21 protein-coding genes are annotated in these 18728 nt (G+C 70.1%); 11 read left to right on the forward strand and 10 right to left on the reverse strand.

Annotated elements, in window-relative coordinates; all coding sequences use genetic code 11:
- Positions 1-10 precede the first annotated feature (10 nt).
- Positions 11-322, forward strand: a complete 312-nt coding sequence (locus ABZY89_RS21985; protein WP_355230607.1) for a hypothetical protein — start codon at positions 11-13, stop codon at positions 320-322.
- Positions 323-327: 5 nt separating this feature from the next.
- On the opposite strand, the gene ABZY89_RS21990 is transcribed toward ABZY89_RS21985, so the two are convergent.
- Positions 328-714, reverse strand: coding sequence for a nuclear transport factor 2 family protein (locus tag ABZY89_RS21990; protein WP_355230609.1), 387 nt, complete (start codon positions 712-714; stop codon positions 328-330).
- A gap of 34 nt (positions 715-748) precedes the next feature.
- The gene (locus ABZY89_RS21995; RefSeq protein WP_355230610.1) at positions 749-1165 is read right to left on the reverse strand and encodes a hypothetical protein; all 417 of its coding nucleotides are present in this window, start codon (positions 1163-1165) and stop codon (positions 749-751) included.
- 131 nt (positions 1166-1296) lie between these two features.
- On the opposite strand from ABZY89_RS21995, the gene ABZY89_RS22000 reads away from it, so the two are divergent.
- Genes ABZY89_RS22000 through ABZY89_RS22010 form a run of 3 tightly spaced genes read left to right on the forward strand, consistent with a single transcriptional unit; the run spans position 1297 to position 3962 of the window.
- Positions 1297-1995, forward strand: a complete 699-nt coding sequence (locus ABZY89_RS22000) for a polysaccharide deacetylase family protein (protein WP_355230612.1) — start codon at positions 1297-1299, stop codon at positions 1993-1995.
- A gap of 57 nt (positions 1996-2052) precedes the next feature.
- Positions 2053-3174, forward strand: a complete 1122-nt coding sequence (locus ABZY89_RS22005; protein ID WP_355230614.1) for an FAD-dependent oxidoreductase — start codon at positions 2053-2055, stop codon at positions 3172-3174.
- A gap of 41 nt (positions 3175-3215) precedes the next feature.
- Positions 3216-3962 carry a DoxX family protein gene (locus ABZY89_RS22010; RefSeq protein WP_355230616.1) on the forward strand — a complete coding sequence of 249 codons (747 nt, stop codon included), beginning with the start codon at positions 3216-3218 and terminating at the stop codon, positions 3960-3962.
- 6 nt (positions 3963-3968) lie between these two features.
- On the opposite strand, the gene ABZY89_RS22015 is transcribed toward ABZY89_RS22010, so the two are convergent.
- From ABZY89_RS22015 to ABZY89_RS22025, 3 genes are read right to left on the reverse strand one after another with little or no spacing between them, the layout of a single operon-like run.
- On the reverse strand, positions 3969-4616 hold the full coding sequence (locus tag ABZY89_RS22015; RefSeq protein ID WP_355230617.1) for a GNAT family N-acetyltransferase: 648 nt from the start codon (positions 4614-4616) through the stop codon (positions 3969-3971).
- Positions 4617-4659: 43 nt separating this feature from the next.
- A complete protein-coding gene (locus ABZY89_RS22020) occupies positions 4660-4845 on the reverse strand; it encodes a hypothetical protein (protein WP_355230618.1) in 186 nt (61 codons plus the stop codon).
- 16 nt (positions 4846-4861) lie between these two features.
- Complete coding sequence (locus ABZY89_RS22025; RefSeq protein ID WP_355230620.1) at positions 4862-6115, reverse strand: aminotransferase class III-fold pyridoxal phosphate-dependent enzyme; 1254 nt, start codon at positions 6113-6115, stop codon at positions 4862-4864.
- A 107-nt stretch (positions 6116-6222) separates the two neighbouring features.
- Between ABZY89_RS22025 and ABZY89_RS22030 the strand changes: the two genes are divergently transcribed.
- Complete coding sequence (locus tag ABZY89_RS22030; protein WP_355230622.1) at positions 6223-7689, forward strand: NAD-dependent succinate-semialdehyde dehydrogenase; 1467 nt, start codon at positions 6223-6225, stop codon at positions 7687-7689.
- Between the two features lie 54 nt (positions 7690-7743).
- Here ABZY89_RS22030 and ABZY89_RS22035 read toward each other — a convergent pair whose 3' ends face one another.
- Positions 7744-9171, reverse strand: a complete 1428-nt coding sequence (locus ABZY89_RS22035; protein ID WP_355230623.1) for an aldehyde dehydrogenase family protein — start codon at positions 9169-9171, stop codon at positions 7744-7746.
- A 94-nt stretch (positions 9172-9265) separates the two neighbouring features.
- Here ABZY89_RS22035 and ABZY89_RS22040 point away from each other — a divergent pair, with 94 nt between their 5' ends.
- Positions 9266-10081 carry a helix-turn-helix transcriptional regulator gene (locus ABZY89_RS22040; protein WP_355230625.1) on the forward strand — a complete coding sequence of 272 codons (816 nt, stop codon included), beginning with the start codon at positions 9266-9268 and terminating at the stop codon, positions 10079-10081.
- Here the strand turns inward: ABZY89_RS22040 and ABZY89_RS22045 are convergent.
- The 4 genes from ABZY89_RS22045 to ABZY89_RS22060 form a co-directional block, all read right to left on the reverse strand.
- Positions 10078-10755, reverse strand: coding sequence for a GntR family transcriptional regulator (locus tag ABZY89_RS22045; protein WP_355230674.1), 678 nt, complete (start codon positions 10753-10755; stop codon positions 10078-10080). The genes ABZY89_RS22040 and ABZY89_RS22045 overlap by 4 nt on opposite strands.
- 142 nt (positions 10756-10897) lie before the next feature.
- Entirely contained in the window at positions 10898-12271 is a 1374-nt protein-coding gene (locus tag ABZY89_RS22050) for an MFS transporter (protein WP_355230627.1), read from the reverse strand.
- Positions 12272-12429: 158 nt separating this feature from the next.
- Positions 12430-13149 carry a maleate cis-trans isomerase gene (locus ABZY89_RS22055; RefSeq protein WP_355230630.1) on the reverse strand — a complete coding sequence of 240 codons (720 nt, stop codon included), beginning with the start codon at positions 13147-13149 and terminating at the stop codon, positions 12430-12432.
- On the reverse strand, positions 13146-13856 hold the full coding sequence (locus tag ABZY89_RS22060; protein WP_355230631.1) for an Asp/Glu/hydantoin racemase: 711 nt from the start codon (positions 13854-13856) through the stop codon (positions 13146-13148). The genes ABZY89_RS22055 and ABZY89_RS22060 overlap by 4 nt, the downstream gene beginning before the upstream one ends.
- Before the next feature lie 96 nt (positions 13857-13952).
- Between ABZY89_RS22060 and ABZY89_RS22065 the strand changes: the two genes are divergently transcribed.
- The 5 genes from ABZY89_RS22065 to folP all read left to right on the forward strand — a co-directional run bounded on the left by ABZY89_RS22065 (position 13953) and on the right by folP (position 18728).
- Positions 13953-14951, forward strand: coding sequence for a D-2-hydroxyacid dehydrogenase (locus ABZY89_RS22065; protein ID WP_355230633.1), 999 nt, complete (start codon positions 13953-13955; stop codon positions 14949-14951).
- A complete protein-coding gene (locus ABZY89_RS22070) occupies positions 14948-16375 on the forward strand; it encodes an amidase (RefSeq protein ID WP_355230635.1) in 1428 nt (475 codons plus the stop codon). Before ABZY89_RS22065 ends, ABZY89_RS22070 begins: the two co-directional genes overlap by 4 nt.
- Complete coding sequence (locus ABZY89_RS22075) at positions 16372-16884, forward strand: DUF3830 family protein (protein WP_355230637.1); 513 nt, start codon at positions 16372-16374, stop codon at positions 16882-16884. Before ABZY89_RS22070 ends, ABZY89_RS22075 begins: the two co-directional genes overlap by 4 nt.
- A 69-nt stretch (positions 16885-16953) precedes the next feature.
- A complete protein-coding gene (locus ABZY89_RS22080) occupies positions 16954-17868 on the forward strand; it encodes a glucosyl-3-phosphoglycerate synthase (protein WP_355230639.1) in 915 nt (304 codons plus the stop codon).
- A complete protein-coding gene (gene folP / locus ABZY89_RS22085) occupies positions 17868-18728 on the forward strand; it encodes a dihydropteroate synthase (RefSeq protein WP_355230640.1) in 861 nt (286 codons plus the stop codon). The genes ABZY89_RS22080 and folP overlap by 1 nt, the downstream gene beginning before the upstream one ends.

Below are 18728 nucleotides of genomic sequence, written 5' to 3' on the forward strand. Positions count from 1 at the left end.
GAGGTGCAGCATGACAGCGAGCAGGTCCGCTCGTGAGCGGAAGGCAGCCTCGCAGGCCGGGCCCCTGGCCACGGTGAGGATCGACCTCGACGCGCAGGAGCACTTCGTCTACAAGATCACCTGCACGGAGTGCGTCGTCAGGGACAGGATCAAGTGGGCGACCTACCGTGCCGGTGAGGACAACGGCTTCATGGCAGCCATGGACCGATGGATCTTCCACCTCACGCAGAAGCACCCCGAGGCGGACGCACCGTGCCTGAAGTTCCTGCCCGAGGCACAGCAGCGGCTCGAGGATCGGCGGCAGGGGCGACCCGTCGACTGACGGCCTCAGCCCTGCATGGCGGCGGCCTTGATCTCCTCGAACTGCTCGCCCATCCGGGTGGCAAGGGCTTCGGCGGCACGCAGCGGGCGGACCATCACCTTGAAGTCGACGATCCGGCCCTCGTCGTCGTAGGTGAGGAAGTCGCAGCCGTTGAGCTCGAGGCCGTCGACCTTGGCGGTGAACTCGTAGGCGTGGTGGACGCCGTCGTGGATCTCACGCACGTAGGTGAAGTCCTCGAACACCTTCACCACGGCGCGCAGGATCGCAGCGGTGATCGCTCGGCCGGGGTAGGGCTTGAACGCGACCGGGCTGGTGAACACGACGTCGTCGGCGAGCATCGCCTCCACGACGTCCATGTCCTTGGCCTCGATCGCCTCACGGAAGGTGGTCATCTGGGCTCCTCCTGGGTCGGTTGCTGGGGAGAGCCTAGAGGGACGTGTGGTGCGGCGTGCTCCGCGTGAGCCTCCTACCGCTGTTGAGGGCGTAGCCGATGCCGATCCCGACCGCCGCGGGAGCGAGGACGAGGCCGGCGAGGAACGGGGTCAGGCTCCACAGGTCGCTCCACAGCACACCGAAGTCGCGACCCTCCTCGAACCAGATCCGGAACGGGCCGCTGAGCCCGACCACGCCGGCGATCAGCGCCCAGCGGACGAAGACGGGAGGGAGGGCCTTCGCGTGGTGGCCGTCCCACAGCCCCCAGATTCCCGAGACGGTGAGCAGCAGCGCGAAGTAGATCAGGCCGGCGCCGATGTTCGCGTCCTCGGTCGGGAAGAGGTTGGTCATCACGATCGAGAACAGGAGGCTGCCGCCGAGGATCACGGCGAGGCGTACGAGGAGCTTCATGTCTCCAGCCTCGCTGATCGGGCTGCGGGGCGCATGAGTGCGAGTACTCAGACGTGCGGGAACGGCTCGACCCTTGACACTGATCAGCTATGCCTCGATCGTGCTCGACAACGATTTCGAAGGAGTTCGTCATGACTGTCATCCAGGACCCCGGGTTCGTGCCGGGAGGCGCGGTCCGTCCGACGTCAACGCCGCTCGCCGCCGCCAGGGGCACCGGCAACGTTGCCGCCCTCACCTTCGACGACGGCCCGAACCCCGGCGAGACGGATCGCTTGCTGGAGATCCTGGCGGCTCACCAGGTCACCGCGGTGTTCTGCGTCATCGGCCAGAACATCACCGCTCCCGGCGGCGCCGAGCTCCTGAGACGCATCGTCACCGCGGGCCACACGCTGTGCAACCACTCCACGTCGTACGCCGACATGGGCAGCTGGTCGCACGCCCAGGTCGAGCGGGATCTCAGGGCCAACCTCGCGACGATCCGAGAGGCGCTGGGAAACCCGGCTCAGAAGGTGCCCTACTTCCGGGCTCCCAACGGCAGCTGGGGCAACACCGGAGGGGTCGCCGCATCCCTCGGCATGCAGCCGCTCGGGCTGGGCAACGTGATCTTCGACTGGGACGGCAACGACCTGTCCGAGGAGACGCTCGCGAGCAATCTCCGCGCGGCGATCCAGCCCGGTGCGGTGGCTCTGGCCCACGACGGTGGTGGCGACCGCGAGAACACCGTCGACGCGGTCGAGACGGTGCTCCCGGAGAAGCTCGCCGAGGGATACACCTTCACCTTGCCGCAGGGCGGCATCCCGGGCGCAGACTGGACGCCCAGGGTGCAGTAGAGACGTACGAGCTCGTCGGCCCGGGCCGAGGTCGGCGACGTCGGCTAGATTCGCGTCGTGAATGGATCGACGAGCAGCCGGAGTGCCCTGGTGGTCGGTGCGGGGATCGGCGGGCTCACGACGGCGCTCGCGCTGTCCCGGGTGGGGTGGCAGGTGACCGTGCTGGAGCGCGCGCCGGAGCTGGGCGAGGTCGGCGCCGGCCTCTCGATCTGGCCGCGGGCATGGAAGATCCTCGCCGACCTCGGGGTCGCGGATCGGCTCGTGGGCGGAACCCGGCCGGCGATCCAGGCGGGGTTGCGGCGGCCCGACGGGCGCTGGCTGGCGAAGGTGGGTGCCGACGCCGCCGAGCGGACCCCGGTGATGGTGCATCGGGCGCGGCTGCACGAGGCGCTGGTGAGCGAGCTGGAGGCGCGAGACGGGATCGAGGTACGCACCGGGGTGACCGTCACCTGTCTGGCTGATCTCGACGACATCGAAGACATCGACGGTCGCGGTCCGGCCGACGTCGTGGTCGCCGCCGACGGGATCCGCAGCACGATCAGGAACGAGCTGCACCAGCGCGAGGACGTACGTTATGCCGGCTACACCGCCTACCGCGGGGTCACCGCGGAGCCGGTGCCGGGTGAGGCGTCGACCACGGGAGGCGAGACCTGGGGGACCGGGGTGCGCGTCGGCTATGTCCCGCTGGTGGATGGGCGGACGTACTGGTTCGTGACCGCCAACCGGCCGGCGGGGGAGACCGGCAGGGACCACCACGCCGACGTCACCGCGCTCGTCGGCGACTGGCACGAGCCGATCCCGCAGCTGCTGGCGGCGACGCCGCCGAGCGCTGTCCTCCGCGGAGACATCTGTGACCTGCGGCTGCCGCTGAAGCGGTTCGACCACGGGCGGGTCGTGCTCCTCGGTGACGCCGCGCACGCGACCACCCCCAACCTCGGCCAGGGCGCCTGCGCCGCCATCGAGGACGCTGCCGTCCTGGCCGCGCAGCTCGCCGGCCACGCCCGCATCGAGAGTGCGCTGGTGGCGTACGACCGCACCCGGCGGCCCGCGACCCAGCGGCTGGTGCGGGCCTCCCGGCTGGTCGGGGTGCTCGGCCAGGTCGACAACGGCCCGGTGGTGGCGGTCCGTGACGCCGGGCTCGCGGGGCTCGGCGCGATCGCGAGGCTGCTGAGCAGGTAGGTCAGCGTCACAGCCGCGGCGCCGCCGGTGTCTGGATGGCCATGACGGCTACCTATCTCACCCTGACCCTCGTCGCCTCGATCGCCGCGCTCGGCGGGGCGGTGCTCAACCTGACCGGTCACCGGATACCGGTGACCGAGGCCCAACGGCTCTCGGTGCCGCTGGAGTGGTTGAGGTTCCCGATCGGGGCGTCCTACGCGCTGGGCTTCCTGGGCCTGCTCGTCGGGCTGGCGGTCCCGGCGGTCGGGATCGTCGCGGCCGCCGGGTTCGTGGTCTTCTTCGTGCTCGCGATCGGGGCGCACCTGCGGGCGGGGGACCGGAGCCTGGGCCGTGCGGCCGGTGGTCTCGCGCTCTCGCTGGCCACCCTTGTCGCCACCGGGATGTACGCGGCAGGACAAGAGGATCTCGGCGGGGTCGTCGAGGCGTACGTCAACGATCTTCCGGACCCGTGGTGGCCGGTCGTGCTGCTCGCGGTGATCCAGATCGGCGACGCGGCGATGTGCTTCAAACCGGTCGGCTTCATCGCCAAGTGCTTCACCGACGTCGGGCTGCCGCGGGAGCTGTGGCCGGTGATGCCGTGGGTCAAGGTCGCCGCCACCGCCGGTCTGGTCGCCGGGCTGTGGGTGCCGTACGTCGGGGCGCTGACCAGCGCGGCGCTGGTGGTCTACTTCGTGCTCGCCGTCTCGGCCCACGTCCGGGCTCGCGACTTCGGCCGCAACTTCGTCCTCAACGCAACGGGGTCGCTGGTCCTGTGCGTGGCCGTCTTCGTCTTCTGCTTCCTCGGTTGAGCCGGCCTACGCGGCGCCGAACAGGGGCAGGCACGGCTCCAGACCGCTGACCTCGATCTCGCTGCGGTCGTTGAGCTCCCACCGTTCCCGGCCGAGCCGGAGGCGGTGGGAGACGAGCACCTCGCCGTCGCGTACGTCGCGGGAGATGCCGTCGGGCTCGTAGCCGAGCTTGGTCGACACCCCGACGGAGGCGGCGTTGTCGGGGAAGGCCTCGGAGGTGGCGTAGGCGCCGCCGAGGTGGTCGAAGACCAGGGTGAGGGCGCCGAGGCGGGCCTCGGTGCCGAAACCGCGGCGGTGGTGTCGGATGCCGAGCCAGGAAGCGGTGCTGACCTCGCGTCGGGTGGCGAACTCGCTCGCCGAGACCCACACGACCCCGATCGGGTCGCCGTCGAGGAAGGCGGCCAGCCCCAGGCTCCAGTCCTCGGGCTTCCACTCGCCCCGGCTGGACCAGGCGCCGCGCATCACGTGGCGGGCCCGCTCCAGCGGGGGCCGCTCGGCCCACGGGGTCAGGAACGGCCGCTGGGTCGGCTCGTGCACGCCGTCTGCGGCGACCTGTGCCAGCCGCGCGAGCTCGACGTCGGTCGGCAGCCGCAGCTCCAGGCGCGGGGTCCGGATCACCAGGCCGAACAGGGGCCACACCTCGGTCGGAGTCATCCGACCATCATTCGAGAACGCGTACGCCGCGGGCAACCGGTTATCACTCCTCGGAGTGACTCCTCACGTGGTCGAGCAGGTCGGGCGCCGCCGAGGTGTAGCGGTCGACCTCCTCGCCGCTGTCGCAGGTGCACAGCACGATGGTCACCTCACCGGCGCGCGGCCAGATCGCCTCCCAGGTCGCGCCGGCCTGCTCCCAGCGGAGCAGTCGCTCGAGGTCGTACGTCATCTCGTGATCCCTGTGGTCAGCCGAGGACGGCGTCGACGGACTGGGCCCAGAGGCCGACGGCCTCGTCGATGGCCGCGGAGTCGACGACGAGGGCGGGGATGAACCGCACGACCTGGCCCCAGGCGCCGCAGGTGAGCAGCAGCAGGCCGCGCCGGGCAGCCTCCTGCTGGGCCGCGGCGGCGGTGGCGCCGTCGGGCTCACCGTCAGGCGTGCGGAACTCGTTGCCGAGCATGAGCCCCAGGCCGCGTACGTCGGTGATCGCCTCGTGCTTGCTCGCGACCTGCTCCAAGGCGGAGCGGAGCTCGGCGCCGCGCTCGGCGGCGTTCTTCACCAGGCCCTCCTCCTCGATGACGTCGAGGGTCGCCAGCGCCGCGGCACAGGCGACGGCGTTGGCGCCGTAGGTGCCGCCCTGCGAGCCGGGCCAGGCCTTCGACATCAGCGCCTCGTTCGCCGCGATCGCGGACAGCGGGAACCCGGAGGCCAGGCCCTTGGCGGTCATGATGATGTCGGGACGTACGCCGAAGTGGTCGTGGCCCCAGAACTCGCCGGTGCGGCCGAGGCCGGTCTGGACCTCGTCGATGATGAGCAGGATGCCGTGCCGGTCGGCGCGTTCGCGCAGGCCGTTGAGGAAGGTCTCGTCGGCAGGCACGTAGCCGCCCTCGCCGAGGACCGGTTCCACGAGGAACGCGGCTGTGTCGGCCGGGGCGCTCTGGGTCTGCAACGTGTAGTCGAGCTGGCGCAGCGCGAACTCGGTCGCCTGCTCCTGCGGCCAGCCGAAGTGGGGTGCGTCGGGGAAGGGAGAGACCGCGACGCCGGCCATCAGCGGGCTGAAGCCGGCACGGAACTTGGTGCCCGAGGTGGTCATCGAGGCGGCCGCGACGGTCCGGCCGTGGAAGCCGCCGTGGAAGACGACGATGTTGGGGCGGCCGGTGGCCTGGCGGGCCAGCCGGATCGCGGCCTCGGCGGCCTCCGAGCCGGAGTTGGCGAAGAAGAGACTGTCGAGGCCGGTGGGGAGGACAGGGCCGAGGCGGTCGACAAGGTCGAGGAGCGGGCGGTGCCTGACCGTCGTGTACTGCCCGTGGACCAGGTTGGCGATCTGACGCTGGGTGGCCTCGACGACCTTCGGGTGGCTGTGGCCGGTGCTGGTCACGCCGATGCCGGCGGTGAAGTCGAGATAGCGGCGGTCGTCCTCGTCGAAGAGCTGGACGCCTTCGCCGCGAGCCGCCACGACCGGAGTTGCCTGCTTGAGGATGGGGGAGAGCTTGGCCACCGTGAACTCCTGTTGATTGTCGACAATCCGACTGGCTACTACAGTAGGCGAGCGTCCGACGGCTGTCAGTAGGACAGTCGAATGCTGACCTTGGAGGCTGATGCGGGATGGGCGGAGAACCGAACGAGGCACGGGTCGTGGCAGAGGTGCCGAAGGGGCTTCTTGTCGCAGGTCAGTGGGTGGATGCCGGCGACGGAGCGACCTTCGACGTGCTCGACCCGTCGACGGGGGAGGTGCTCTGTGCCATCGCCGACGCGACCGCCGAGGACGGCCGCCGTGCGCTCGACGCCGCGGCGGGCGCACAGAAGGAGTTCGCCGCCACCGCGCCGCGCGCCCGCGCGGACATGCTCATGGCCGCCTTCGACCTGCTGCACGAGCGGATCGACGACCTCGCGCTGCTGATGACTCTCGAGATGGGCAAGCCGCTGGCCGAGGCGCGGGGCGAGATCGCGTACGCCGCGGAGTTCTTCCGGCACTTCGCCGAGGAGGCGGTGCGGATCGAGGGTGGCTACCAGACCGCGCCCGCCGGTGGCTCCCGGTTCCTGATCACGAAGCAGCCGGTCGGGCCGGCGCTGCTGATCACGCCATGGAACTTCCCGATGGCGATGGGGACCCGCAAGATCGGACCGGCGATCGCGGCCGGCTGCACCAGCATCATCAAGCCCGCCCAGCAGACGCCGCTCTCGATGCTGGCGCTGGGGGAGATCCTGCGTGAGGCCGGCGTGCCCGAGGGCGTTGTCAACATTCTGCCGACGACCCGGCCAGGTGAGCTGACCGAGCCGCTGCTGCGCTCCGGTGTGATCCGCAAGCTCTCCTTCACCGGCTCCACGGCGGTCGGGCGGGCGCTGCTCGCCCAGAGCGCGGAGCAGGTGCTGCGTACGTCCATGGAGCTCGGCGGCAACGCCGGCTTCGTCGTCTTCGAGGACGCCGACATCGACGAGGCGGTCGCGGGCGCGATGGCCGCGAAGATGCGCAACACGGGGGAGGCGTGCACGGCCGCCAACCGGATCTTCGTACAGCGCTCGGTCATCGAGGAGTTCGGCGACCGGCTCGCCAAGGCGATGTCCGAGCTGCCCGTCGGCCGTGGCGTCGAGGAGGGCGTACGCGTAGGGCCGCTCATCGACGAGGCGGCCAGGGAGAAGGTGCAGACCCTCGTGGACGACGCGGTGGCCGGCGGCGCGCGGGTGCTGACCGGCGGCACCGCTCCTGACGGGCCCGGATACTTCTACCCGCCGACCGTGCTCACCGGCGTCCCCGCCTCCGCGAAGATGGGCAGCGAGGAGATCTTCGGGCCGGTCGCGCCGCTGACGCCGTTCGACACCGAGGACGAGGTGGTCGAGGCGGTCAACGACACCGAGTGCGGTCTGGTCAACTACGTCTTCACCAACGACCTGCGCCGCGGCCTGCGGGTCGCCGAGGCGCTCGAGTCCGGCATGGTCGGGCTCAACCAGGGCGTGGTCTCCAACCCCGCGGCCCCCTTCGGCGGCGTCAAGGCCTCGGGACTGGGGCGGGAGGGCGGGCGTACCGGGATCGAGGAGTTCCTCGAGACCAAGTACGTCGGGGTCGCGATGTGAGCCGAGGACTGGCCGACGCCCGCGCCCCGGAACCGGGGCGCGGGCGCGGCCACGTCAGAGCAGGATCGCCTTCAGCTCGGTGAACTCCTCGATCCCGGCCTTGCCCATCTCTCGGCCGGTCCCGGACTGCTTGCGTCCACCGAAGGGCGCCAACGGCGTGAACGCCCCGCCGTTGACATGGACCTGGCCGACCTCGAGCCGCCGTGCGACCGAGAGAGCTCGGTCGGGACTCCCGAACACCGCCGCCGTGAGGCCGTACGGCGTGCCGTTGGCGATACGCACCGCATCGTCGTCGTTGGAGTAGTCGATGACGACGAGCACCGGTCCGAAGATCTCCTCCTGGGCGATCGTCGAGTCCGGGTCGACGTTCGCGAAGATCGTCGGGCGGATGAACGCACCGCCTTCCAGGCCGGGAACCCGTCCGGGCCCGCCGACGAGGAGCTCGGCTCCCTCCGCGAGTCCCGTCTCGATGTAGCCGTTCACCCGTTGCCACTGGGCCTCGGACGCAACCGGTCCCAGTCGGGTCGCCTCATCGGCAGGGTCGCCTACCGTGTACTCGGCAGCGGCCTCGCGCAGCTTCGCCACGATCTCATCGCGTCGTGCGGCGGGGACGAGCAGCCGCGTCCAGGCGCCGCAGGCCTGACCGCTGTTGCTCCAGGCGTACTGCAGGGTCTCCGCGACCACCTCGTCGAAGTCGGCGTCGTCGAGCGCGATGCTGGCGGTCTTGCCGCCGAGCTCGAGCCCCACCCTCTTGACCGTGTCGGCCGCGACCGCTGCGACACGCCTGCCCGCGGCCGTCGAGCCCGTGAACGACACCATGTCGATGCCAGGGTGCGCCGCGATGGCTTCGCCGACGACGCTTCCGGTGCCGTAGACGATGTTCAACACACCAGCGGGGATCCCGGCGGCCGCTGCTGCCTCGGCCAGGATCGGTCCGGTCAGCGGGGCGGTCTCGGCTGGCTTGAGGACCACCGTGTTGCCGGCCAGCAGTGCCGGGACGACCTTCGTCACGACCTGCTGGAGCGGGAAGTTCCACGGGGTGATGGCGCCGACGACACCGACGGGCTCACGGACGAGCATTGCGTTGCCGGCCCGCTCCTCCCACGAGATCTCGGCGGCCAGGGCGGCGACTGCCTTGGTCACCAACGGCGGGAACGCCGCCTGCGCGAGCCGGGAGAACACGATCGGCACGCCGATCTCGGTCGAGATGGCGTGAGCGATCCGCTCGCTGCGAGCCGTCAGCTCGTCCGCGAGGGCTCCCAGTACATCAACTCGGGCGGCGGGGTCGAGGACGGCCCAACCCGGAAGTGCCGTACGAGCGGCCTCGACCGCCCGGTCGACATCGGCGGCGGTGCCGAGCGGAGCGGTGGCGACCACTCGCCCGTCAACAGGGCTGACGATCTCCATCGTGGTGGTCGCGGGGACGACGGTGCCGGCCACCCAGTGGCCGGGAACGTCATAGGTCAGGTCGATGCTTGTCATGCCACTACGGTGCTTCGCCCGAAGGACCCCATCCATGCCCGATCATGACAAGGCTGGCGGGGAGTAAGAGGTCGCCTGCCGTTGTTGGGACGACGTGAATCGCGTACGACTCGCAGAGTTTCTGCGCACGCGCCGCGAGGCGCTTCAACCAGAGGACGTCGGACTTCCCCAGGGAGGTCGCCGCCGGACGCCAGGACTCCGGCGCGACGAGGTCGCAGAGCTCAGTGGCATCTCGACGCACTACTACACCCGCATCGAGCAGCCGCGTGGTCCGGTGCCGTCAGCACAGGTGCTCGCGGCCATCGCCCGAGGGCTGCAGCTCGACTCCGACGAGCTCGATCACCTTCAGCGCCTGGCGGGCCATGCAGCCGTACGTCCGGCGGACCCGCAACCCGGGATCAGCCCGGGCCTGCGGCGGATCTTCGACCGGCTCCAGGACGAGACGGCCCTCATCGTCGACGAGGTCGGCGAGACCCTCCTGCAGACTCCCGCGGCGGTCGCCCTGCTCGGGGACGAGACCCGCTACACCGGGATGATGCGCAGCCGCGCCTATCGGTGGTTCACAGACCCTGCGGCCCGCCGGCACACGCCCACCGAGGATCATCCCGCGCACAGCCGTGCACTGGTTGCCCAGCTCGCGCACACCGCCGCGTCCAACAGGTGTCCCCGCGCCGACGCGATGATCACCGAGCTGCGGCGCTCGAGCCCCGAGTTCGAGGAGCTGTGGAGCCAACATCCGGTGGTCGGGCCCTACTGCGATGCGAAACGCCTGATCCACGACGAGGTCGGCGAGCTCGTGCTGCACGGCCAGACTCTGCACGACCCCGAGCGACCTCAGGCTCTGACAGTGTTCACGGCCGAGCCCGGGAGCGAGAGCGAGCGTCGACTCCGGATGCTGTCACGGGTCTAGACGTAGCCCTCGTCGTTGTCCTCGGCGTGGATCAGGCGCCGCAGCGCCTCGTCCATGTGCAGCTCGACGCGCTTGAGGGTCAGCTTCACATCGCCCGCCTCGATGGCGTCGACGATCTGGTTGTGCTCCTCGACCAGCTCGAGCGGCTGCTGGTAGGTGCCCTCCAGTGCGGTCAGGCACATCCTTGTCTCGACGATCAGGGTCTGGTGCATCCGGGCCAGGCGCCGGCTCCCGGAGCACTGCACGAGCACGTCGTGGAAATGGAAGTCGGCGTCGCTGAGCGCCGCCGGATCGCCGAGCTCGAGGGCGTTGGTCATCGCGTCGCAGGCGGTGCGGAGCTCGCGCAGCGCCGCGGGGACCCGTGCCTTGGCGATCATCGTGGCGGCGGCACCTTCGACGGCAGCCCTGGCCACGTAGATGTCTCGGATGTCGGCCTCGTCGAGCTCGATCACGAAGAGCCCGCGGTTGGGCTCGCTGCGGAGCAGGCCCTCCTGGACCAGGCGCTGCATCGCCTCGCGCAGCGGGCCGCGGCTGACGCCGAACTGGGCCGAGAGCGCGGTCTCGCTCAGCTGTGCACCGGGCTGCAGGGTGCGCTCCATGATCGCCGTACGCAGCTGGCGAGCGATGACCGAGGCCGTCGACTCCCTGTGCACGCGCTCGAAGCTCGATGTCACTGTCAACGTGGTCTCCGATAGGTCACCGAGAAAGAGTTTGATTGTTGACAATCATTGCATGTGGCCGGGCTGGCGGTGAGCGGATCGACCGAGCGTGCCGGGTACTCGGGACGCACCCGGCACGCTCGTTCGCGGGCGTCGCTCAGACGGTCTTGTCGAGACTGTCGAGCTCGGCGAGCTCCGCCTCGGACTCCGGCGTACCCGGGATCTCGGTGCCCCGGATCGACTTGCCGGCCGTCTCGACGACGAAGAACAGCGCGATCAGACCGACCACGGATCCGGCGATCATGTAGTACGCCGGCATCAGCACGTCGCCTGTGGCGCCGATCAGTGCGTTGTTGACGTACAGCGCCGTGCCGCCGAAGGCGGCGGTGGAGATGTTGTAGCCGATCGCCATGCCGCCGTAGCGCACCTGCGAGGGGAACATCGCCGGGAAGGTCGCCGAGATCGTCGCGAGCTGGGCGACGTAGACGATGCCCAGCACGGTGAACCCGAGGACCGCCGGCCAGAAGCCCTGACCGATCAGCAGGAACATCGGGACCGACAGCACGATCAGCCCGATGAAGGAGCCGCCCCACATCGGCTTGCGGCCGACCCTGTCCGAGAGCGCTCCGGCGATCGGCAGGAAGACCAGCATCGCGACCTGTCCGAAGATGACCAGCAGGTCGGCGTCGGAGCTGCTGAAGCCGGCTTCCTCCTGCAGGTAGGTCGCCATGTAGGCGAGCAGCGTGTAGTTGGCGATGTTGAGCGCGGCGACCAGGCCGATCAGGGTGAGGATCGGCTTGTAGAACAGCGCGAAGAGGTCCTTCAGGGCGGCGCCGGCGCCACCCTCGACGGCGTCCTGCGCCTCGAGCTCCTGGAAGACAGGTGTCTCCTCGAGCTTGGTCCGGATGTAGAGGCCGATGAGGCCGATCGGACCACCGATCAGGAACGGGATGCGCCAACCCCACTCGGTCATCGCCGCGTCACCGATGATCGACTCGGTGGTGAAGACGACGGCGATGGCGGCGGTGAAGCCGACGATGGTGCCGAACTCCAGGAAGCTGCCGTAGAAGCCACGCTTCTTGTCGGGGGCGACCTCGGCCATGTACGTCGCAGCCCCGCCGTACTCGCCGCCGGTCGAGAATCCCTGGATCACCCGGAGCAGCACGAGCAGGACCACGGCCCAGACGCCGATCGAGTCGTACGTCGGGAGCAGGCCGACACAGAATGTGGCAGCCGCCATCAGGATGATCGTCATCGCAAGGACGCGTTGGCGCCCGATGCGGTCGCCGAGCGGGCCCCAGAAGAGGCCGCCGAGCGGGCGGAGGATGAAGGAGATCGCGAAGGTCAGAGCCGTGCCCGTGAAGCCCTGCTCCGGGAAGAAGTTGGCGGTGATCTCGGTCGCGACGTAGGCGAAGGCGCCGTAGTCGAACCACTCTGTCGCATTGCCGACCGCTGAGCCGGTGATGGCTCTTCGGAGCTTTGATTTGTCGGGCTGTGCCTCGTTGGAGGGGATGGTTGGGGTTCCTGACATTTCTTCTCACCTGCTCGGTGTGATTGATGGCTGGGGACCGCGTTTGACCCGCAGTGTCGACTGTAGGTTTGTCAACAATTCGCGCCACGTTAGCGCTCTCTGTGCGACGTGGCTAGGTGGCGTGGGGTGTGACGGGAGGTTTATGTAAAGCCGCGACTTTACCTGAAGAGCGCCCCGAGCCCGGGCAGGGGGCGGGGCGCCCCGGCGAGGCGCAGGCCCTCCCAGACGGTCACCTGGTTGGCCGTCAGCACGGGTTTCCCGACGGCTTTCTCCAACGTATCGATGCAGGTCAGCGTGTGCAGTGCGGTGTCGGGGACGAGGACGGCCTCGGCCTCGGGAACGTCGACGGCCACGGCCATTTCCAGGACCGCGTCCGGACCCAGGCGGCCGGCGTCGACGGCGGTGAAGATCCCGCTGGCGCCGAAGGAGACCACGTCGATTCCGCCGGCGGCCAGAAATGAGCTGAAGTGTCCGGCCAGCTCCTCGGGGTAGGAGGCGGCGACGGCGACCTTCCCGAGCCCGAGCGCTACGGCCGCCTCGATGAAGGCGATCGAGGTCGACGAGGCGGGGACGCCCAGTCGCTCGCTGATCGCGGCCGCCTGGTCCGCGGCGCCGTCCAGGCCGTAGACGAAGCTGCCCGACGTGCACGCCCACATCACCGCGTCGGGGGAGTGGGCGGCGATCGCGTCGGCGCCCGCGGCGAGCCTGTCTGCGGAGCCGGTGTCGAGGAGAGCCTCGACGGTGTGCTCGTCGCGGCCCATGGAGGTGTGGACCAGCGGCAGCCAGATCGCACCACCGAGCGCGTTCTCGAGCGCCGGGAAGTCGTCCTCGGCCGCGTAGCCGGGATAGAGCAGCCCCACGACCGGTGGCCGGGTCATGAGGCATGTCCCCACAGATCCTCGGCGGCCGGCGGGGTGCGTCCGACCATCCGGAGCGCGGCCTCCATGGTCGCGCGGTTCGCGGAGATCACCGGCTTCCCGAGCTCGGCCTCGAGCCGGCCGATGATGTCGTACGTCGCCAGGTTCGTGCACGAGACGACGACCGCCTCGGCGGCGTCGGTGTCGGCGGCCCGCACCAGGTCGAGCGTGGTCTCGTACGGAACCTCCCAGATGTGGTGGCCCAGCCCGAGGTCGCCGGCGCTCACCACGGTGATTCCGGCCTCTGCCAGGAAGCTGCCGAACCGGGCGGCGAGCGCGACGTCGTAGGGGGTCGCGACCGCGACCCGGGAGACGCCGAGAGCGGAGAGCGACTCCAGCACCGCGCCGGAGGTGGTGATCGCGGGTGCGCCGCCGGCTCGGCTCATCGCCGCGGCCAGCCGCCGCTCGCCGTGCCGTCCGTGGACGAAGCTGCCGGAGGTGCAGGCGTAGACATAGAGGAGGGGATCGGCGGCCGAGAGGTCGCGCGCGGCCTGCTCGACGACCGCGGTCTCGCTGATCTCCTCGGCCATCTCGAGGGTGACCGCACGATCGGTGAAGGCCGTCCGGTTGAAGAGCAGGCAGGTGTCGGCCGGGGCCCACCGCCACAGCTCGTGGTCGAGCACCATGTCATGGGGAACGACCACGGCGATGCGTACCGTCGGAGACATCGCACCTCGCTAGGATTGTTGACAATCTTCAATCTGCCCTCCTAGCGTAGTCTCGGATTATTGCGGAGGTGTGTCGATGCGACGGAGGATTTTTTCTTGGAGACGTCCCGGCGCCCCGCGATCACGATCCTCTGTCCGCCTGACGGCGGCAGACCCGCCGGGATGGATCGGCTCGCGGCGGATGCCGAGCTCACCTACACCGATGCCGCGGGCCTGGCTGAAACGCTTCGCGGAGCCGAGGCGCTGCTGCTGTGGGACTACTTCTCCGAGGCCGTCCGTGACGCCTGGCCGAGCGCCGGCTCGCTGCGCTGGCTCCATGTCGCGGCCGCCGGGGTCGACAAGCTGCTCTTCCCGGAGCTGGTCGCCTCCGACGTGGTCGTCACCAACGCCCGCGGGATCTTCGACCGGGCGATGGCGGAGTTCGTGCTCGGCTCGATCCTGGCCGTGGCCAAGGGCATCCACCTCAGCCACGACCTGCAGTCGGCCCGGAAGTGGCTGCGCCGCGAGACTCGGCTGATCAGCGCCGAGACCGCGCTCGTGGTCGGCACCGGCGCGATCGGTCGCGAGACGGCCCGGGTGCTGCGCGCGGCCGGGATGGACGTACGCGGCGCCGGCCGCACTGCCCGCAGTAGCGATCCCGACTTCAGTGAGGTCCTCGCCAGCGCCGATCTGGCCGCCCACGTCGGCTGGGCCGACCACGTCGTCATCACGGCGCCGCTGACCGACGAGACCCGCGGTCTGATCAGCGAGGACGTGCTCGCGGCGATGAAACCGGGCAGCCATCTGGTCAACGTCGGCCGCGGGCAGATCGTCGACGAGGCCGCGCTCGTCTCCGTGCTCCGTGACGGCCCGGTCGAGGCGGCGTCCTTGGACGTCTTCGAGGTCGAGCCGCTGCCGGCTGAGAGCCCGTTGTGGACCATGCCGGGGGTGGCGGTCTCGGCACACATGTCGGGCGACTACGAGGGCTGGCGGGAGGCGCTTGCGAACCAGTTCGTCGACAACGCCCGGCGCTGGCTGAGCGGCGAGCCGCTGCTGAACGTCGTCGACAAGCAGCGCGGCTTCGTCGTCGAGGATCAGGGGGAGCGGACCCGATGACCGCCTCCGGTTGCGAGCTGAGCGCCTTGACCGCCACCGAGCTCGTGGCCGGCTATCGCTCGGGCGCCTTCACCCCGCTCGACGCGACGCGGTCGGTGCTCGACACGATCGAGGAGCGCGACGGCGCGGTGAACGCGTTCGTCCGGGTCGACCCCGATGGTGCACTGGCGCAGGCGACCGCGTCCACGGAAAGATGGCGGGCCGGGCACCCGCTCGGCAGCGCCGACGGCGTACCGACCTCGGTCAAGGACATCCTGTGGACTGCAGGATTGCCGACAATCCGCGGCACCTGGCTCATCGACGAGGCCGGCCCGTGGCCCGAGGACGCTCCCGCGGTCGCACGGTTGCGCGAGTCCGGCGCCGTGATCACCGGGAAGACGACGACCCCCGAGTTCGCCTGGAAGGGCGTCACCGACTCGCTCCGCTACGGCTCCACCGGCAACCCCTGGAACCCGGGCCTGACCTCGGGCGGCTCCAGCGGCGGCGCTGCGGCGGCGGTTGGTCTCGGCATGGGCCCGTGGGCGCTCGGCACCGACGGCGGCGGCTCGGTCCGGATCCCGGCTTCCTTCACCGGCACGGTGACGATCAAGCCGACCTACGGACTGATCCCGCTCTATCCCGCCAGCCCGTTCGGCACCCTCTCCCACGCCGGCCCGATGACCAGGACCGTCACCGACGCGGCAGCGCTGCTCGACGTGATCGCCGGCTTCGACTCCCGCGACTGGTCGGCGATGCCGACGCCGGGAGCGTCCTTCCTGGCCGGCCTGGACGACGGCGTCGACGGGCTGAGGATCGGGTTCTCGCCCACGCTCGGGTACGTCGAGAACGACCCGGAGGTCGAGCGGCTGGTCCGCGAGGCGGTCGGCGTGCTCGGCTCCGAGGGCGCCCAGGTCGAGGAGATCGATCCCGGTTTCACCGACCCGGTCGAGGCGTTCGAGGTGCTCTGGTTCTGCGGTGCGGCGAAGGTGCTCGACGCCTATCCTCCTGGCGCGATCGACAAGATCGACCCGCTGCTGCGCGAAGGCATCGAGACCAAGGGCCGCGGCTCCGCGGCCGACTACCTGGACGCCACGGCGGTCCGTATGGACCTCGGCCGGTTGATTGGGCGGTTCCACGAGACGTACGACCTGCTGATCACCCCGACCATGCCGATCACCGCCTTCGAGCGGGAGCTGCAGGCGCCCAAGGGCTGGCCCTCGCAGTGGTGGCCGAGCTGGACGCCCTACACCTACCCGTTCAACATGACCCAGCAGCCGGCGGCGAGCGTGCCCTGCGGCACCACCAAGGCGGGGCTGCCCGTCGGCCTCCAGATCGTCGGCGCCCGGCACGACGACGCCCGGGTGCTGCGCGCGGCGCGGGCGTATGAGCGGGCCAGCGGTGAGCTGTTCGTCCGACCTGTCGACAATCCTCGAGGAGCCCGATGAGCCGCTACATCACCGTCACCCTGGAGCGCCGCGGTGTCTCCTGCCTCGCCCGCCTGCTCGACGAGGAGGCGCCACGCACCGCCGGCGCCGTCTGGGACGCACTGCCGCTGAGCGGCCAGGTCTTCCACGGCAAGTACGCCCGCAACGAGATCTACAACCTCGTGCCCGCCTTCGCCGCGAAGGAGCCGGGCAAGGAGAACACGACGGTCACCCCGATCCCCGGCGACCTGTGCTACTTCGCCTTCTCCTCCGACGACCTCGGCAACCCGTCCTACGGCTACCCGGAGGACCGCGGACCGGGAGAGATGACCGAGATCGTCGACCTCGCCCTCTTCTACGGCCGCAACAACCTGCTGATCAACGGCGACCAGGGATGGGTGCCGGGCAACGTCTTCGGCACGGTCGTCGACGGCCTCGACGAGATGGCGCAGGCCTGCCAGGACGTCTGGATGAACGGCGCCACCGACGAGATCCTCACCTTCGCGCGCTCGCACGACGACGCGCAGTAGCGACGGCTGGGAACCGGACGGATCGGGTATCGGTCCGGTGTTCGAGGACACCGTCGATAGGGTTTGGACATGTCGTGGTCGGAGAGCAACACCCATCACTGGGACGACTGGTCGCTGGCCGACCTCGTCGCGGCCAAGCAGGGACAGCGGGTGAGCCTCGTGGTGCCGGCGCGCAACGAGGCCGCGACCGTCGGCGGCCTGGTCGACAAGCTGCGTACCAGCCTGATGGAGACCTCCGACCTGGTCGACGAGCTCGTCGTCATCGACTCCGACTCCTCCGACGACACTGCGCGGATCGCCGCCGACGCCGGCGCCGATGTCTACGCCTCGGCCGCGATCCGGCCCGAGCTCGGCTCCTACCCGGGCAAGGGTGAGGCGATGTGGAAGTCGCAGTTCGTGACCACAGGCGAGCTGATCGTCTTCATGGACGCCGACCTGACCGACTGGGACACCCACTTCGTACGCGGCCTGGTGGGCCCCCTTGTCAACAATCCGACGATCGAGCTGGTCAAGGGCTTCTACCGGCGCCCGGGGGAGCACGGTCTCGACGGCGGCCGGGTCACCGAGCTCGTCGCCCGGCCGCTGCTGGCCCTCCATCGCAGGCCGCTGCGCGACCTGATCCAACCGCTGGCGGGGGAGTGGTCGATCCGGCGCTCGCTGTTCGAACGACTGCGGGTCCCGACCGGCTACGGCGTGGAGCTCGCCGCCCTCGTCGACACGCTGGACATGCGAGGGATGGACGCGATCGCCCAGGTCGATCTCGGTCAGCGCGACCACAGCCACCAGGACCTCTTCGATCTCGGCCTGATGGCCACCCAGATCGTGGGCATGATGTCGCGCCGCCTCGGCACCGGACCGGCGGGCGACGACGTCGAGATGCGGCAGTACATCCCGATCGACGGCTCGACCAAGGTCGTCGACCGGTCCGTGAGCCTCCTGGAGCGGCCGCCGGTGCGCGACGGCTCGGGCGGTATGGTCGCCTGATGCTGCGCCTGGGACGACATGCCTTCGGTGATGACGAGGCGCTGATGATGGCGATCGTCAACCGCACCCCGGACTCGTTCTTCGACAAGGGAGCGACCTGGGCCGAGGACGCGGCCTTCGAGCGCGTACGCCTGGTGGCCTCCCAAGGCGCGGAGATCGTCGACATCGGCGGGATCAAGGCGGCCCCCGGGGCCGAGATCGGTGCCGCGGAGGAGAAGGCCCGCGTGGTCGACTTCGTCGCCAGGGTGCGCGAGGAGTTCCCGGCGCTGGTGATCTCGGTGGACACCTGGCGCGCCGAGGTCGGCGACGCGGTGTGCGCGGCCGGCGCCGACGTCATCAACGACGCCTGGGGCGGGGCCGACCCGGAGCTCGTCGACGTCGCCGCGGCCCACGGCGCCGCGATCGTGTGCACCCACACCGGAGGCGTGACGCCGCGGACGCGGCCCTACCGGATCGAGTACGACGACGTGGTCCGCGACGCGATCGACTCGACGCTCGGCTACGCCCAGCGTGCCCTGGATGCCGGCGTCGCGAAGGACTCGATCGTGATCGACCCGGCCCATGACTTCGGGAAGAACACCTTCCACTCCCTCGAGATCACCCGCCGGCTCGGCGAGATGGTCGCCACCGGCTGGCCGGTACTGGTCTCACTCTCCAACAAGGACTTCGTGGGGGAGACGCTCGACGTGCCGGTTGGAGAGCGCCTCCTCGGCACCCTGGCCGCGACTTCCGTCTGCGCGCTGGCCGGCGCCCGCATCTACCGCGTCCACCAGGTCCCGGAGACCCGGCAGACCGTCGACATGGTCTGGACGATCGCCGGCCGGCGACGCCCGAAGCGAGCGATCAGGGGGCTGCAGTGA

Source organism: Nocardioides sp. NPDC006303 (assembly GCF_040613175.1).
GTDB lineage: Bacteria > Actinomycetota > Actinomycetes > Propionibacteriales > Nocardioidaceae > Nocardioides.